The organism is [Mycobacterium] fortunisiensis (genome assembly GCF_019050325.1).
GTDB classification, from domain to species: Bacteria; Actinomycetota; Actinomycetes; order Mycobacteriales; family Mycobacteriaceae; genus Mycobacterium; species Mycobacterium fortunisiensis.
Window position 1 is genome coordinate 477,001 of sequence record NZ_VOMB01000016.1, and the last position, 15,752, is coordinate 492,752.

The 15,752-nt window shown below is 68.6% G+C and carries 16 protein-coding genes; 7 read left to right on the forward strand and 9 right to left on the reverse strand.

What is annotated here, in order from left to right; genetic code table 11:
* Window positions 1-12 precede the first annotated feature (12 nt).
* Window positions 13-1,926, forward strand: a complete 1,914-nt coding sequence (dxs, locus tag FR943_RS12635; RefSeq protein ID WP_217157488.1) for a 1-deoxy-D-xylulose-5-phosphate synthase — start codon at window positions 13-15, stop codon at window positions 1,924-1,926.
* 9 nt (window positions 1,927-1,935) lie between these two features.
* Here the strand turns inward: dxs and FR943_RS12640 are convergent, their stop codons facing one another.
* Both FR943_RS12640 and FR943_RS12645 read right to left on the reverse strand, forming a co-directional pair.
* Window positions 1,936-3,198, reverse strand: coding sequence for an HRDC domain-containing protein (locus FR943_RS12640; RefSeq protein WP_217157492.1), 1,263 nt, complete (start codon window positions 3,196-3,198; stop codon window positions 1,936-1,938).
* Window position 3,199: 1 nt separating this feature from the next.
* Entirely contained in the window at window positions 3,200-3,781 is a 582-nt protein-coding gene (locus FR943_RS12645) for a DUF3000 domain-containing protein (protein WP_217157494.1), read from the reverse strand.
* A gap of 111 nt (window positions 3,782-3,892) precedes the next feature.
* On the opposite strand from FR943_RS12645, the gene hemE reads away from it, so the two are divergent.
* The 4 genes from hemE to FR943_RS12665 all read left to right on the forward strand — a co-directional run bounded on the left by hemE (window position 3,893) and on the right by FR943_RS12665 (window position 8,036).
* Window positions 3,893-4,954 carry a uroporphyrinogen decarboxylase gene (gene hemE / locus FR943_RS12650; protein ID WP_217157495.1) on the forward strand — a complete coding sequence of 354 codons (1,062 nt, stop codon included), beginning with the start codon at window positions 3,893-3,895 and terminating at the stop codon, window positions 4,952-4,954.
* Entirely contained in the window at window positions 4,951-6,306 is a 1,356-nt protein-coding gene (locus tag FR943_RS12655) for a protoporphyrinogen oxidase (protein WP_217157497.1), read from the forward strand. The genes hemE and FR943_RS12655 overlap by 4 nt, the downstream gene beginning before the upstream one ends.
* Window positions 6,307-6,310: 4 nt before the next feature.
* Window positions 6,311-7,006, forward strand: a complete 696-nt coding sequence (gene hemQ, locus FR943_RS12660; RefSeq protein WP_217157499.1) for a hydrogen peroxide-dependent heme synthase — start codon at window positions 6,311-6,313, stop codon at window positions 7,004-7,006.
* Between the two features lie 286 nt (window positions 7,007-7,292).
* Complete coding sequence (locus tag FR943_RS12665; protein ID WP_217157502.1) at window positions 7,293-8,036, forward strand: class I SAM-dependent methyltransferase; 744 nt, start codon at window positions 7,293-7,295, stop codon at window positions 8,034-8,036.
* Here FR943_RS12665 and msrB read toward each other — a convergent pair whose 3' ends face one another.
* Together msrB and FR943_RS12675 are read right to left on the reverse strand one after the other, a co-directional pair.
* The gene (gene msrB / locus FR943_RS12670; protein ID WP_217157503.1) at window positions 8,037-8,453 is read right to left on the reverse strand and encodes a peptide-methionine (R)-S-oxide reductase MsrB; all 417 of its coding nucleotides are present in this window, start codon (window positions 8,451-8,453) and stop codon (window positions 8,037-8,039) included.
* Window positions 8,454-8,507: 54 nt separating this feature from the next.
* The gene (locus tag FR943_RS12675; RefSeq protein ID WP_217157505.1) at window positions 8,508-9,248 is read right to left on the reverse strand and encodes a helix-turn-helix transcriptional regulator; all 741 of its coding nucleotides are present in this window, start codon (window positions 9,246-9,248) and stop codon (window positions 8,508-8,510) included.
* 91 nt (window positions 9,249-9,339) lie between these two features.
* Here FR943_RS12675 and FR943_RS12680 point away from each other — a divergent pair, with 91 nt between their 5' ends.
* On the forward strand, window positions 9,340-9,909 hold the full coding sequence (locus FR943_RS12680) for a class I SAM-dependent methyltransferase (protein WP_217157507.1): 570 nt from the start codon (window positions 9,340-9,342) through the stop codon (window positions 9,907-9,909).
* Window positions 9,910-9,912: 3 nt separating this feature from the next.
* Here FR943_RS12680 and aftC read toward each other — a convergent pair whose 3' ends face one another.
* The 3 genes from aftC to FR943_RS12695 are packed head-to-tail and all read right to left on the reverse strand — an operon-like array spanning window position 9,913 to window position 13,625.
* Entirely contained in the window at window positions 9,913-11,205 is a 1,293-nt protein-coding gene (aftC, locus tag FR943_RS12685) for an arabinofuranan 3-O-arabinosyltransferase (protein ID WP_217157509.1), read from the reverse strand.
* 21 nt (window positions 11,206-11,226) lie between these two features.
* Complete coding sequence (locus FR943_RS12690) at window positions 11,227-12,807, reverse strand: alpha/beta hydrolase (protein WP_217157510.1); 1,581 nt, start codon at window positions 12,805-12,807, stop codon at window positions 11,227-11,229.
* Window positions 12,808-12,854: 47 nt separating this feature from the next.
* A complete protein-coding gene (locus FR943_RS12695) occupies window positions 12,855-13,625 on the reverse strand; it encodes a pyrimidine reductase family protein (protein ID WP_217157512.1) in 771 nt (256 codons plus the stop codon).
* Window positions 13,626-13,659: 34 nt separating this feature from the next.
* On the opposite strand from FR943_RS12695, the gene zapE reads away from it, so the two are divergent.
* A complete protein-coding gene (gene zapE, locus FR943_RS12700; protein WP_217157514.1) occupies window positions 13,660-14,697 on the forward strand; it encodes a cell division protein ZapE in 1,038 nt (345 codons plus the stop codon).
* On the opposite strand, the gene FR943_RS12705 is transcribed toward zapE, so the two are convergent.
* Together FR943_RS12705 and FR943_RS12710 are read right to left on the reverse strand one after the other, a co-directional pair.
* Complete coding sequence (locus FR943_RS12705; RefSeq protein WP_372448122.1) at window positions 14,698-15,252, reverse strand: GNAT family N-acetyltransferase; 555 nt, start codon at window positions 15,250-15,252, stop codon at window positions 14,698-14,700.
* Window positions 15,216-15,746, reverse strand: coding sequence for a hypothetical protein (locus tag FR943_RS12710; RefSeq protein ID WP_217157516.1), 531 nt, complete (start codon window positions 15,744-15,746; stop codon window positions 15,216-15,218). Before FR943_RS12710 ends, FR943_RS12705 begins: the two co-directional genes overlap by 37 nt.
* Between the last annotated feature and the right edge of the window lie 6 nt (window positions 15,747-15,752).

A 15,752-nucleotide genomic window follows, 5' to 3' on the forward strand; every position in this document is an offset into this window, starting at 1 on the left:
TACACTGGCGGAATGCTTGAACAGGTCCGCGGTCCCGCTGATCTGCAGCACCTGTCACAGTCGCAGCTGTCGGATTTGGCGCAGGAAATCCGGCAGTTCCTGATCCACAAGGTCGCTGCAACCGGTGGGCATCTTGGCCCCAACCTCGGTGTCGTCGAACTCACCCTGGCGCTGCATCGGGTGTTCGATTCGCCGCACGATCCGATCATCTTCGATACCGGTCATCAGGCCTACGTGCACAAGATCCTGACCGGACGGGCGCCGGATTTCGACGCGCTGCGCTCCAAAGGCGGTCTGTCGGGGTATCCGTCGCGCAGTGAGAGCGAGCACGACTGGGTGGAGTCCAGCCACGCCAGCACGGCGTTGTCCTACGCCGACGGGCTGGCCAAGGCGTTCGAGCTGACCGGTCACCGCAACCGGCATGTGGTCGCGGTGGTGGGGGACGGCGCGCTCACCGGCGGTATGTGCTGGGAGGCACTGAACAACATCGCCACCGGCGGCCGCCCCGTGGTCATCGTGGTCAACGACAACGGCCGCAGCTACGCGCCGACGATCGGCGGCTTCGCCGATCATCTGGCCGGGCTGCGCCTGCAGCCGGCCTACGAGCGGATCTTGGAAGAGGGCCGCAAGGCCGTGCGCGGGCTGCCCATGGTCGGCGAGTTCTGCTACCAGTGCATGCACAGCATCAAGGCCGGCATCAAGGATGCGGTCGCCCCGCAGGTGATGTTCACCGACCTCGGCATCAAGTACGTCGGGCCGATCGACGGGCACGACGAGCACGCGGTGGAGAACGCGCTGCGCAACGCCCGCGGCTTCAACGCGCCGGTGATCGTGCACGTGGTGACCCGTAAGGGGATGGGCTACGCGCACGCCGAGAACGACGAGGCCGATCAGATGCACGCCTGCGGCGTCATCGACCCGGAGACCGGGTTGCCGACGAAGGCCTCGGCGCCCGGCTGGACGTCGGTGTTCTCCGACGAGCTGGTCCAGATCGGCGCCAGGCGACGTGATGTCGTGGCGATCACCGCGGCCATGCCCGGCCCCACTGGGCTGACCGCATTCCGGGATCGCTTCCCCGATCGGTTCTTCGACGTGGGGATTGCCGAACAGCACGCGATGACCTCGGCGGCCGGCCTGGCCATGGGCGGGCTGCACCCGGTGGTGGCGGTCTACTCGACGTTCCTCAACCGCGCATTCGACCAGCTGATGATGGATGTGGCGTTGCACAAGCTGCCCGTCACCCTGGTGCTGGACCGGGCCGGTGTCACCGGACCGGACGGGGCCAGCCACAACGGGGTCTGGGATCTGTCGATCCTCGGGATCGTCCCGGGTATCCGCGTGGCCGCTCCCCGCGACGGCGCGCGGCTGCGCGAGGAACTCGGCGAGGCGCTGGCCGTCAGCGACGGCCCCACCGCCATCAGGTTCCCCAAAGGTGATGTGGGCGAAGACATTCCAGCGATTCAGCGGCGCGAGGGGGTCGACGTGCTCGCGGTTCCGGCGGCCGGCCTGACCGACGACGTGCTACTGGTCGCGGTCGGTTCGTTCGCATCGATGGCCCTGGCGGTGGCCGAGCGGCTGCGCAATCAGGGCATCGGTGTCACGGTGGTGGATCCGCGTTGGGTGCTACCGGTTCCGGAGATGCTCGGCGAGCTCGCCCGCGGTCACAAACTCGTGGTCACTGTCGAGGACAACGGTGTGCACGGCGGCATCGGTTCGTCGGTGTCCGCGGCACTGCGGCACGCGGAAATCGATGTGCCCTGCCGGGATCTCGGTGTCCCGCAGGTGTTCCTGGACCACGCCTCCCGCGGGGAGGTGCTCGCCGAGAACGGTCTGACCGATCAGCACATCGCCCGTCAGATCACCGGGTGGATCGCCGCGCTCGGGGCGCCCGAGGGGGACCAGGAAGTCAGCCACCGGGTCGACTGAGCGCGCCGGCTACGTGTCGGCCGCCGCCGTGTTCAGCGCCGCGGTGAGTACCGGCACGGTCAACTCCCGCTGCCAGGGGCGCACTTTGGCCTCGATGAGGAATTCCTCCACGGCCGTCGCCACGTCGGTGACCGGTTGCCAGTCCCAGCACAGCCGGCGCACCACCTCGGGGGTGATGAGGTTCTCGGCTGGCACCGACACCCGTTGTGACAGTTCGGCCAGCCCGGCCCGGGCCGCTTCGAGCCGGGCCGCGGCCTCCGGTTTGCGCCGGGCCCAGCGGGCGGCCGGCGGCGGTCCGCTCTGGGCGTCGTTGGCCTCGGGCGGGTCGGTGTTGTCCCGGGCCCGCTCCAGCGCATCCAGCCAGATCTTCGCGCTGCGGCGCTGTTTGGCGCCGCCGAAGACCGGCAGCGCGATGAGTTCCTCGATGGTGGTGGGATACACCGTGGCGGCGTTGATGATCGCCGAGTCGGGCAGGATCCGTCCGGGTGCGATGTCGCGACCGCGGGCGATGGTGTCGCGGGTGGTCCACAGCTCGCGCACCGCGGCCAGCGCGCGCGGGTTGCGGATCTTGTGGATGCCGGAGGTGCGCCGCCAGCGGTCACGTCGGGTGGGTTGCGCCTCGTAGGTGCGTAGATGTTCGAATTCCTGTGCGGCCCAATCGGTTTTTCCCTGCTCTTCGAGGACAGCGGCGACCGCGTCGCGCAGTTCCACCAGCACCTCGACATCCAGCGCCGCGTAGTTGAGCCATTCTGGCGGCAGGGGGCGTTTGGACCAGTCGGCCGCGCCGTGACCCTTCATCAACTGCAGGCCGAGCAACCGCTGCACCATGGCGGCCAGGTTGACCCGCTCGAAACCGGCCAGCCGGCCGGCCAGTTCGGTGTCGTAGAGCCTGCCCGGGCGCAGCCCGATCTCCGACAGGCAGGGCAGGTCTTGATCGGCGGCGTGCAGCACCCATTCGTCGGTGGCCAGGGCGTCGGCCACCGGGGCCATCGCGTCGATGGGGGAGCCGCCGTGATTGACCGGATCGATGAGTGCGGTGCCCGCGCCGGACCGCCGGATCTGCACCAGGTAGGCACGGTTGGAGTAGCGGAAGCCTGACGCCCGTTCGGCGTCGATCGCGAACGGACCGCGGCCCTTCGTCAGAGATATTGCCGCCGAGGAGATCTCACCGGCGGTGACACATACCTCGGGCACCCCTTCGGCGGGTGCGAGCAGTGGGGTGGCTTCGGCCTCTGCGGGCTCGACAGCGCCGTCGTCAGGGTCTTCGGTCATCTCACGCGCGGGTGCGGGAATTCAGATCGGTGACACCGGCCGGGGGCAACCCGGCGGCGTGCTCGAGGACTTCGCAGAACGCCTCGACATGGGGTCCCAATTCCAGGTCGGTGGCGGTCCAGGAGGCGCGCAACTCCAGCTGGTGCGCGCGCGGGGGTCCGGAGATGTCGCCGTAGCGCACCGAGGTGGTGGCGGTGACGGTGCCGCCCAGTGCGGTGACGTGCTCGGTATGCGGTGCCAGGGCGTCGACGAGCCAGCTCCAGGCCACCTCCGGCAGCAGCGGGTCCACGGCTTCGGTGGAATCCAGGTCGGCCTGGATGTAGGCCACCAGGCGCATCGTCCCGTCCCAGGCCTCGGCCCCGTCGGGGTCGTGCAGCAGGATCAACCGACCGAACGCGTCGCCCTCGGAACGTTCCGGGACCACTGCGGTCTCCGGATGTCGCACCTCAGCGCCCAGCGCGTAGCTGTAGGGCGCCAGCCGCTGGGGCGGGCGTATCGGACCCAGCTCGATTTCCGGCCGCACGGTGGTGGCACTCATGGCCGCCACCGCCGTCCGGAACTGGGCCGGTTCGGCAGAGGTCACATCATTTGACGCTAGTGGATCGGGCCGACACAGTACGCAGGCGCGCCGGAGCCGCGGTGTCACGAACCGGCAACGGTTCCCCGACGGCGGGTCGTGGCACCATAGGAGCCGATGAATACCCGCCGGGAGCTGCCCGATTCCCCCTATCTCGCCGCCGTGAGCGGCCGCGTTCCGCATCGTGTGCCGGTGTGGTTCATGCGGCAGGCCGGCCGGTCGTTGCCCGAATACCGCGCGCTGCGCGCCCAGCACCGCATGCTCGAGGCCTGCTTCGACCCGGAACTGGTGTGTGAGATCACCCTGCAGCCGGTGCGCCGGCATGGGGTGGACGCGGCGATCCTGTTCTCCGACATCGTGGTGCCGCTGAAGGCTGCCGGGATCGACCTGGACATCGTGCCGGACGTGGGTCCGGTGATCGAACACCCGATCCGCGGAACGGCCGACGTCGAGGCGATGAAACCGCTTGAACCGGGACAGGTCTCGGCGATCTCGCAGGCCGTCTCGATGTTGGTGGGTGAGCTGGGGGAGGTGCCGCTGATCGGTTTCGCCGGCGCCCCGTTCACGCTGGCCTCTTACCTGGTGGAAGGTGGCCCCAGCCGTCACCACGAACGCACCAAGGCGATGATGCTCGGCGAATCGGCCACCTGGCATGCCCTGATGACCGCGCTGACCGATCTGACCATCACGTTCCTGCAGGCCCAGGTCGATGCCGGCGTCGACGCCCTGCAGGTGTTCGACTCCTGGGCCGGCACCCTGTCGCTGGCCGACTACCGGACCTACGTGCTGCCGCACACCACCAGGGTGTTCGCCGCCATGGCCGCCGCGGGCGTGCCGATGACGCATTTCGGCGTCGGCACCGCCGAGCTGCTCGGGGCCATGTCCGAGGCGCTGGGTTCCGCGCCGGCCACCATGGTGGGGGTGGACTGGCGTACCTCGCTCGTGGACGCCGCGGCCCGGGTCAAACCGGGCACCGCCCTGCAGGGCAACCTGGACCCGGTGGTGTTGCTGGCCGGCTGGCCGGTGGCCGAGCAGGCAGTGCGTCGCGTGGTCTCAGACGGTCGCGCGGCAGTGGCCGCCGGGGCGGCCGGGCATGTCTTCAACCTGGGCCACGGTGTGCTGCCGGCGACCGACCCCGGCATCATCACCGAGGCGGTGACGTTGGTGCACTCGTTGTGAGCGTGTCCTATTGCGTTGTCGGCGGGGGCATTTCGGGTCTGGTCGCGGCGTATCGGTTGCGGCTGGCGGCCGGCCCGCGAGCCTTGATCACGCTGCTCGACCCGGCCGACCGGCTCGGTGGGGTGCTGCGTACCGAACGGGTCGGGGGACAGCCGTTCGATGTGGGCGCCGAGGCGTTCGTGGTGCGCCGGCCCGAGATGCTCGATCTGCTCGCCGAGCTGGGCATGACCGGTCGGCAGCTGCGTCCCACCGGTGCGCGTCCCCTGATCTACAGCGGGGCGCGGCTGCATCAGCTGCCGCAGGGCACCCTGCAGGGCATCCCGGCCCAGGCGTCCTCGATGCTGGGGCTGGTCGACGACGAGACCGTGGCGCGCATCCTCGACGAGCGGGCGCGGCCCCTGCGGTGGAGCCCGGGCGCCGATCCGCCGGTGGCCGAGCTGGTCGGGGACCGATTCGGCCCGCAGGTGGTGACCCGGTCCGTCGATCCGTTGCTCAGCGGGGTCTATGCCGGATCGTCGGCCACGATCGGGTTGCGGTCGGCGGTCCCGTCGCTGGCCGCAGCGCTGGACCGGGGGGCACCCAGCCTCACCGACGCGGTCCGTGACGCCTTGCCCCCGCCGTCGGACGCCCCGGTGTTCGGGGCGGTCGAGGGCGGCTACACCGTGCTGCTGGAGGAGTTGCGTCGCCGGGCGGATGTGCAGTGGGCCCAGGTGGCCGCGATGCGGGTGGACCGTGGCGAGCACGGCTGGTCGGTGCTCGACGACGAAGGCGTGCGCTGGCACGCCGACGCGGTGCTGTTGGCGGTGCCCGCCCCACATCTGGGGTCGCTGGTCGAGCACGTCGCACCGCGCACGGCCGCCGCGGCCCGGCGCATCCAGGTGGCCTCGGCGGCGGTGGTGGCCCTGGCCCTGCCCGGGGGGACGCCGCTGCCGCAGCAGTCAGGGGTGCTGGTGGCCGCGGGGGAACGTCTCAACGCCAAGGCGATCACGATGTCGTCGCGCAAATGGGGCCGCCGCGGCAACGCGGAGATGGTGCGATTGTCCTTCGGCCGCTACGGCGACCGCATGGCTGCCAACACCGGCGATGACGACCTGATCGCCTGGTCGGCTCGTGACCTGAACACGCTGTTCGGCGTGACGGTGGAACCCGTCGACAGCCATGTGCACCGTTGGATCGACGCCATGCCCCAGTACGGTCCCGGCCACGGCGATCTGATCGCCGAACTGCGTGCCGGGTTGCCGCCGACACTGGCGGTGGCCGGCGGATACCTCGACGGGATCGGGGTGCCGGCGTGTGTGGGGACCGCCACCCGGGCGGCCGCGGAACTGGTCAACAGCCGCGTGGCACGATAGGCGTATGGCCAAGCTCGACTACGACGAACTGAACTCCACGATCCGCTACCTGATGTTCTCGGTGTTCGCGGTCAGCCCCGGTGAACTCGGGGAGGATCGCGCGGAGGTGACCGAAGAGGCGGCGGCGTTCTTCAAGACTGCCGAAGAGCGTGGAGTGGTCGTGCGTGGGCTGTACGACGTGGCCGGGTTGCGGGCCGACGCCGACTTCATGTTCTGGACCCACGCCGAGACCATCGAAGCCCTGCAGGCGACGTACTCGGATTTCCGTCGGACCACCGCGCTGGGCCGGATCAGCGACCCGGTGTGGAGCAGTGTCGCGCTGCACCGGCCGGCCGAGTTCAACAAGAGCCACGTCCCGGCGTTCATCGCCGGTGAGGACCCGGGCAACTACATCTGTGTGTACCCCTTCGTCCGGTCCTACGAGTGGTACCTGCTGCCCGACGAAGAGCGGCGCCGGATGCTGGCCGAACACGGCATGGCCGCCCGCGACTACAAGGATGTGCGGGCCAACACCGTCCCGGCCTTCGCGCTCGGCGACTACGAGTGGATCCTGGCTTTCGAGGCGCCCGAACTGCACCGCATCGTCGATCTGATGCGCGATCTGCGGGCCACCGACGCCCGGCGGCACACCCGCGAGGAGACCCCGTTCTTCACCGGCCCGCGGGTCAGCGTCGAGGACCTGGTCGCCAAGCTGCCGTAGTTCTGCTGGTGGTGCGCGGCTCTCGCCACCCAGTCGCTCCGTCGCCCAGTCGCCTGGCCTCACCCGGCCCGCGCCTGGCCCCACTGTCACGCCAGAGTGACTGCCGACCTCGACAGTCACGCTAGCGTGACGAACGCCTCCACGGTTCGCCCAGCTTGTCACGCTGGAGTGGCCCTCGGCCTCCAGCGCCACGCCAGCGTGACATTGGCGGCGCCGCCGTATGGCCGGCACATCTGTTGGCAGGCCTTGACCTGGGCTTTCACTCAGCGGGTCTACCCTCGCGGGCATGACTGCTCCGCAAGAATCCGATCGCTTCGAAGAGATGTACCGCGACGAGCGGACCACACACGGCCTGCCCGCCGCGACGCCGTGGGACATCGGCGGGCCGCAGCCGGTGGTGCAGCAGCTCGTCGCCCTCGGCGCCGTCACCGGTGAGGTGCTCGATCCCGGCACCGGACCGGGTCACCATGCCATTCACTATGCGTCGAAAGGCTTGTCGGCCACCGGTATCGACGCGTCACCAGCCGCCATCGAACGGGCGCGGCGCAATGCCGACGAGGCCGGGGTCTCGGTGGATTTCCAGGTGGCCGACGCAACCAGACTGGACGGGCTCGATGGCAGGTTCGACACCGTGGTCGACACCGCGTTCTACCACGTGTTCACCGACGAACCCGAGCTGAAGAAGTCCTACGCGCGGGCACTGCACCGGGCCACCAAACCCGGTGCGCGGCTGTACATGTACGAGTTCGGTGAACACAACGTCAACGGCTTCAAGATGCCGCGTTCGATGACCGTCGACGACTTCCGCGGCGTGTTGCCCGATGCCGGGTGGCAGATCACCTACCTGGGGACCACCACCTACCAGGGCAATGTCAGTGTCGAGACATTCGAGATGATGGCCGCCCGCAATCCCGACATGGCCGACGCGATGACCCCGCTGTTGGAACGGTTGCGGGTCATCGAACCGTGGTTGATCGACGGCCGGGTGCACATGCCGTTCTGGGAGGTGCACGCCACCCGCCTCGATTGATCACACCGTCTTGGGCACCAGCTTCAGTGAGATGGAATTGATGCAGTACCGCTGGTCCGTCGGGGTGGGGTAGCCCTCACCCTCGAATACGTGCCCGAGGTGGCTGTGGCAGTTGGCGCACAGCACCTCGACGCGGCGCATGCCCAGCGAGGTGTCCGACCGCAGGATCACCGCCGCCGAGTCGGCCGGGTCGAAGAACGACGGCCAGCCGCAGTGGGATTCGAACTTCTCGTTGCTGCGGAACAATTCGGCACCGCAGGCCCGGCACTCGTAGACACCTTCGGTTTTCGTGTCGGTGTACTCACCGGTGAACGGCCGCTCGGTACCGGCCCGGCGCAGCACCGCGAACTCCTCGGGGGTGAGCTTCTCGCGCCACTGGTCATCGGTCAGTTCCACGTTGGGCCCTGGGGTCGTCATGTCTCCAAATTACGTGCTGTGCGCGGTGAGGACCAGTGGCCGGTGCGCCCGGCGCTATGACCACACCAGCTCGCGGCTCGCCGCACTCGGGGACAGGCCGAACATCTCGTGACAGACGCGGTTGGCGTGTGCACTGTCGGTGAACCCGGCCGCGTGCGCGGCATCGGTGAGCGACGCCCCGTCACGCACGGCTTCCACCGCGCAGCGTAGCCGCGCCCACCGTACGTACGTCGGAAACGACTGCCCGAGCTGAAGTTTGAACAACCGTCCCAGTCGCCCGGGGGACAGCCCCACCTGCTTGGCCACGTCGGTGAGGCGCACGGCCTCGGGCAGCAGTCGGGGAACCAGCTCCACGGCGGCGAGCAGGCTGGGGTGCCAGATGTCGGGAGTTGGCCTGGTGTAGCCGGACGGTGGGGTGCCGATCAGTTCGTCGAGCAGTTGCTCCGGCGGCAACGGAGTTGTCCAACAGGGAAGTTCGTCGCCCGCGGCCACCCATTGCGCAACATCGTCACCGTCGGGTCCGGTACGGCTGAATGCGCTCGGGTCGAGGAAGATGATCACCCCGGACGCTGGGCTGAGGATGCGGATCGAGTGTTCACGTCCGGAAGGAATCACCGCGGCCGACGTCACCGCCGCCCGACCGTGCGCATCGGTCAGCTCGAAGGGATCGGCCCAGGACCGGACCACCTGGGTGGCGACGTGGTGATGTCGCTGTGCGTCCGACAGCCTGCCGGTGTAGCAGAGCGCGCCGGTGACGACGGCCAGGGCGCCCGACCAGGCAGGGTTCGCACTCATCTGGCCAATGTCTCACACAGCCGATCTGTACAAGCGGGGCCGGGGTGTGGCCGGTGACAATGGGTTACACCGATGACGACAAGGAGCTCACATGCCGGCAATGTCACAGATCGAGCGCGCATTCTGCAAGACGGCGTTGTGGCGGGGCACCGGGCAGGCTGTGCTCGGCAGCCTCCCGGTGGATCGATTGGGTCATGAGGTGCTCGAAATCGGTTCGGGCAGTGGCGATATCGCTGCCCGGCTGCGGCAGGCGCACCCGGATCTGGCGATCACCGCCACTGACTTCGACCCGGCCATGGTGCGCACCGCGGCCCGTCGGTTGCAGGCGTTCGGGGACGTGACCGTGCGTGGGGCCGACGCCACCGACCTGCCGTTCGCCGACGACTCCTTCGACTCGGTGCTGAGCTGCCTGATGCTGCACCACATCGTGGAGTGGGAGAAGGCCATCGCCGAGATCGCCCGGGTGCTGCGCCCGGGCGGCGTGTTCACCGGTTACGACCTGACCCGCACGCCGATGGCCACCGTGCTGCACCAGCTCGACCGCTCCCCGTTCCGTCTGGTCAATCCCGGGGAGCTCGACGACGTGTGCGCGCGGCACGGGCTGCAGATGCAGACCAGGACCCGGCTGGCGGGGCAGGTCATGCAGTTCAGTTCGGTCTGAGGCTCAGACCGGTTCGGCTTCCCGCCTGCGGTTCATCCACGGCGGGTCGATGCCCTCGTCGAGCCTGTCGTCCTGCTTGGCGTCCAGATAGCGGAAGTAGAGCACGCAGAACACCACCACCAGCATGAGTGACCAGCCGTAGGTGATCTTCATGTATTCCAGGAAGCGCCCGGTGGTCGGCCAGCGCCACATCAACCAGCGATCCATCGTCATGAACCCGTAGACAGCCAGCCAGGCCGGCCAGTTGCGCAGCACCGAGTTGGGCAGCACCACCGTCATCAGGAACGGGAAGAGCATCATCGAGTAGTAGCCCTGGGCCAGCGACAGCACCAGCCACGAGGCGATCAACAGCACGCCCGAAGAGGTCAGCATCCAGAACAGTTGGTCGCGCTCGCGGTAGTAGCGGTACAGCAGCCACAGGCTGATCACGGCGAGCACCACGAAGATCACCCGCAGGGTGATGATCAGCCACATCGGCAGCCCGTAGTAGACGCCGTTGCCGATGATGGCGGAGTTGAAGTAGTCGCGGGTCTGCATGATGTAGGGCAGCGTGTTGTGTACGAAGCCCATCGGGTCTGCCGACAGTGGCCAGGCCACGGCGTTGAACACGATCGGCACCGCGAACGCCGTCACCAGGGCCCGCCACTGCCGGTTGAGCAGCGGCAGCAACAGCAGGACACCGAGCAGTGGCTTGACCACCAGGGTCAGCCCGATCGCCGCACCCGCCCACCATTCATGGTTTTTCTTACCGTCCAGCAGCCAGCGGAAGAACAGCACCTCACCCAGCAGGATGCAGCCGTTGATGTTGGTGAAAACCAGTGTATTGGTGACTGATTCGGTGCAGTACATGGCCAGCAGCAGGGCCGGCAGCGCCACCGAGGTCAGGGAGAACTTGTACAGCCGCACCAGCAGGCAGGCGGCGATGATGACGGCCACCGAATTGAACGCGACGAACCAGAAGCGCGACGCGAACTCCGGCAGGAACCCGAACGGGGCCAGCAGCAGGGTGCCGCCCGGCGGGTACAGGTAGTGCGGGTCGACGAAGTTGAAATGTTCGTTGTAGATGGCCCAGTGCCGCCGGAAGTTCGACACCGCGCGGTACACCGGACCGAAGTCGTCGGTGATGTAGCCGTTGGTGGACAGCACGTAGCTGCGATGGATGATCGACAGGATCGCAACCGGCCACAGCACCGAGCGCAGCACCGTGGCGGTGCTCGGCTCCGAGGTGCGGGGGCGGAATGCGTTCACGAGACCGGAAATGATCGAATCTGGTGCGGCCACCAGCGAACCGTACACCGACGCTGTGGGCGCCCAGCGTCAGGCGGGACAGTACGTGTCGGTCTCGGGCAGTTTGCCGCTGTCGAGGTAACCGGTCAGTGGGGGCAGCGCGCACGGGGTGTAGACGCTGGCGCCGTGGCCGACGCCCTGCCACATCACCCGCCGGCTGTTGGTGCCTGCGTTGATGACGGTGGCGCCGACGGCGGCGACGCCTTCGCTGCCGACGATCGGATCGTTCTGCACGCCGAGCAGCAGCACCGGGATCTTGAGGTCCTTGGGGTCTTTGGGGGTACTGCTGCTGGGCCAGTTGAGGCATTTGACGAGGTTCAGCGCGCCGACGGTGCCGAACTGCGGATAGCGCTTGCCCCAGGCCACGACGAGTTCGCGCACCCGGTCCGGGGTGGGCCGGTTGAGCGCATCGCTGCAGGAGTTGACGAACTGGCCGTCGGTTTGGCGCAGGTTGTCGGCCTTGGTGATCAGCGCCGAGATCGGCCCGGCGTCACCGGCACGGGCCGCGGCCAGCGCGCCGGCCAGGTTGTTGGTCGCGGTCACCCGGTCCCCTTGCGGGAAGCCCAATCCGGCGACGATCGCGTCGCTGAGCGTCGCCACCGACGCCCCGCCCGGACCACGTCCGGCACGCGCGTCGGACAGCAGGGCGTCGACGGCGCCCTTCGGGTCCGGCGCCAGCGGGCAGTTGGTGGCCACGCACTGTGCGGCGAACGCGTCGAGTGCGGCCTGTTGGCCTTTGACCCGCTGCTCGGCGGCGGCCTCGGCGCCCAGCCCCAGCGGCAGGGGCGAGTCCAGGATCAGCCGGGACACCTTGTTGGGGTGCGAACCGGCATAGGCGAGCGCCACCTGGGAACCGTTGCCGATGCCCAGCAGCGCCAGCGTCGGCACATCCCAGGTGCTGCGCAGCCGTTCGAGGTCTTCGGCGGCGTGGGCGTTGTCGTATGCCGAGTCGCCCGGGGCGATGGTGTCGGTGCAACTGGTGGTTGCGGTCATGGTGACCGCGCCCAGGTTCGCCACCGGATCGTTGCCGGCCTGGAACTGGGTCTGATCCAGCATTTCCTGGCGGTCGTAGACGTCGCGGCAATCCAGCGCGCCCGACATGCCCATGCCGCGCCGGTCGACGGCGACGATGGGATGGGACTTGAGGATGTCGGTCCCCGAACGTGCCAGCCAGGCCGGCAGCTGCACCGAGGTGGGAATGTCTGAGCCGGTGGTCATCACCAGCGGCCCGGCGTCGGCCGGTGTCTGTGTGGACCGGGCCCGGACCACACCGATGTCCAGTGTGCCGGTGGCCCCGTTGATCGGGTCCAGATCGGCGTCGTAGGTGGCGCAGTCGAGGGTGACGTCGGCGGGGGGTTGGATGCCGGCGTCACCGAACACCCGCGGGGTGCAGTCCCGCCAGGACAGGTCGTTCTTGGGCGCTTCGATGCCGGGCGGCCCGGCCGGGGCCTCCGAGGTCGTCTCGGGCTGGCCCTGAGGGTGGGCGCCGGAATTGGTGGCGTAGCGCGGATCTGCGGCGAACAGTGGCGAACACGCGGTGAGCAGCCCCAATGACAGAACGGGCACGGCGACCGCTGACCTTCTCAGGGCTTTCACCAGCTGATGACGCATGCTGACCACAGTAGCGACAGTGGTGTCGCGGCTCGTCGGGCCGCGCTTCACCGGCGGACGTAGCGGGTGTACAGGTAGCCTTCGTCGTCGGTGAGCAGGTGCGCGGGCCGCATCCGGGTGCATGCCTGGCCGGGCCCGGTGGCGATGCGGCGGGCCACCCCGCCGACGAGCAGCGGGGCCACGGTCAGGCACAGCTCGTCGAGCATGTCGGTCTCGATCAGGGTGCTCAGCAGCTGCGGGCCGCCCTCGGTGAGAACTCGGAACAGCTTGCGTTCGGCCAGGATTCGCAGTGCCACCGCCGGGTTGACCAGGGTCGGGTCCGCACCGGAGGCGTCGATCACCTCGGCGACCGCGCCCAGCCGTTGCCGCGCCTCGTCGACGGTCCGGGTGGTGGTGAGGATCAGCGGCGGCACCTCGGTGCGGGTGAAGAATTTGGCCTCGTGGTCGAATGCCGCCGACGCGGTGATGACGGCGATCGGCGGCACTTCGGCTTGGCCCCGACGCTGCCGTTCCTCACGTTGGGTGATCGACAGCTGCACGCCCGAGTAGTTTTCGATCCGCACGGTCGACGCCCCCATCAGGATCACGTCGGCGCGTTGTCGCATGAGATTGAACACAGCCCGGTCGCCGGGACCACCGAGCCCACCGGACTTGCCGTCCTCGGTGGCCCCGCCGTCCAGACTGCTGATCATGTTGCCGCGCACCCAGCATCTGCGCAGGTCATCGGGATATGCGTAATAATCGGCCAGCTGTCCGTCGGCGATGGTGTCGACGTTTCCCAGCACGGTCAGCTCGGTGCCGGCGGTGTCATCGGACATGAACTGAATTGGAGCACGTCGTTACGCTGCTCGAATGCACGGGTCCAGCGGCGTCGCTCAGCTCGCCGATCGTCATCCCACCGTCACCCCGGAGCGGCTGGTCGCACAGCTGGTCCCACCGCCGACGTTCGCCGACGTCAGCTACGACAGTTACCGGCCCGATCCGGGTGAGCCCTCGCAGGCCGCCGCGGTGCAGTCCTGCCGCGATTTCTGCGAACAGGCGGCGGCTCGCCGGGCCGGCAAGAAGAAGCTGTTCGGCAAGCGTGAGGTGTTGCCGGGGGTGGGGCTGTACCTGGACGGCGGCTTCGGTGTCGGCAAGACGCACCTGTTGGCCTCGACCTATTACACGTTGTCGCAGGGCGAGTACCCGACGGCGTTCGCCACCTTCGGTGAGCTCACGCAGTTGGCCGGGGTGTTCGGCTACAACGAGTGCATCGAGCTGCTGTCCGGATACGTGGTGGTGTGCATCGACGAGTTCGAGTTGGACGACCCGGGCAACACCACGCTGATCTCGCGGCTGCTGTCGGCGCTGGTGGAGCGGGGCGTGTCGATCGCGGCGACGTCGAACACGCTGCCCGAGCAGCTCGGTGAGGGCCGGTTCGCCGCCCAGGACTTTTTGCGTGAGATCAACACGCTGGCCCAGATCTTCACCACGGTACGGATCGAGGGGCCGGACTACCGGCATCGTGATCTGCCGCCGGCGCCCGAACCGCTGTCCGACGACGAGGTGGCGCAGCGGGCCGACGGGGTGCTCGGCGCGACCCTCGACGACTTCGACGCGCTGTGTGCGCACCTGGCCACGATGCATCCGTCGCGCTATCACGCCCTGATCGAAGGTGTCACCGAGGTGTTCATCACCGGCGTGCACCCGATCGAGGATCAGAGTGTGGCGCTGCGGTTGGTGGCGTTGACCGACCGGCTGTACGACGCCGGTGTTCCGGTGCTGGCCTCGGGCACCAAGCTGGACACCATTTTCAGCCCTGAGATGGTGGCCGGCGGCTTCCGGAAGAAGTACTTGCGGGCCACCTCGCGTCTGCTGGCCCTGACCGCCGCGGCGCAGCGGACCGGCTAGCTAGAGGGGCCGGACCATCACGTAGTCGTTCTCCACGCCGGCACCGAGCTGGAAGGTCTTGGTGCCGGCGACGGTGAAGCCGTTCTTGGTGTAGAACCGCTGGGCCCGCACATTTTCCTGGTTGACCCCCAGCCACACGCAGCGGGCGCCGGATTCGGCTGCAGCCCGCAGTGTTTCGGCCATCAGGGCGGCGGCCGCGCCGCGGCCGTGGCGGGTGGGCAGCACGTAGATCTTGGACAGTTCCAGGGCGGGCCGTTGGGTGACCGCCTGCTGGACGTCGCTGTCATCGGGGACGCCGTGAATCAGCATGGCGTAACCGGTGATCGAGGGGTCGTGAGCGACCAGCACGATCCGGCCCGGATCGGCCAGGTACTCGCTGAAGCGTGCTTCCGACAGGTTCTCGTCGATGAACGCCGCGATGTTCTGTTCGGTTGCCGATGGGGGACAGGCCAACGGGAACGTCGCGGCCGCGACGGCGGCCAGGTCCGCAAGGTCGGCGGGCTGGGCCCGTTGGACTATCAAGGCAGCGGCGCGCCCGGCTGCCAGAGATTCCACTGCGCCAGGTGCTTGCCGGTTTTGGTGTCGATCAGCACGACGTTGGTGACCAGCGCGCGGTACACGTCCCAGTAGACGTCGCCGTTGACGGTGGCTCCGGGGGGCGCGTTGCGCAGGGCATCCTCGAGCCGGTTGGGCGCGTCGGTGTGCTTGGGCACGTACGCGTCGGCGTAGGGGGTGACGCCGTTGAACGTGAACGCCAGGGCCATGGCGTACGGGGTGGGCGCCTGGATGGTCGTCACCGTGACCGGTGCGCGCCACGGGCTGCCCTGGGCCCGCCACCGGGGTGAACCATTCCAGCCCCAGCCGGGCGGTACCTCACTGGCAAGCACGTCGTGCACCGTGACGTCGGCGATGATGCCGTTGTCCTCGACGCGCAGCGTTTCGCCGATCCGGCCGATCGGGGTGCCGTCGGCCGAGGCCGCCGGCGGGGCCAGGAGGACGGCGACCGCCGACACCACGGCGGTGAACATGAGTGCGAACCAGCGGGGCATGCCAGG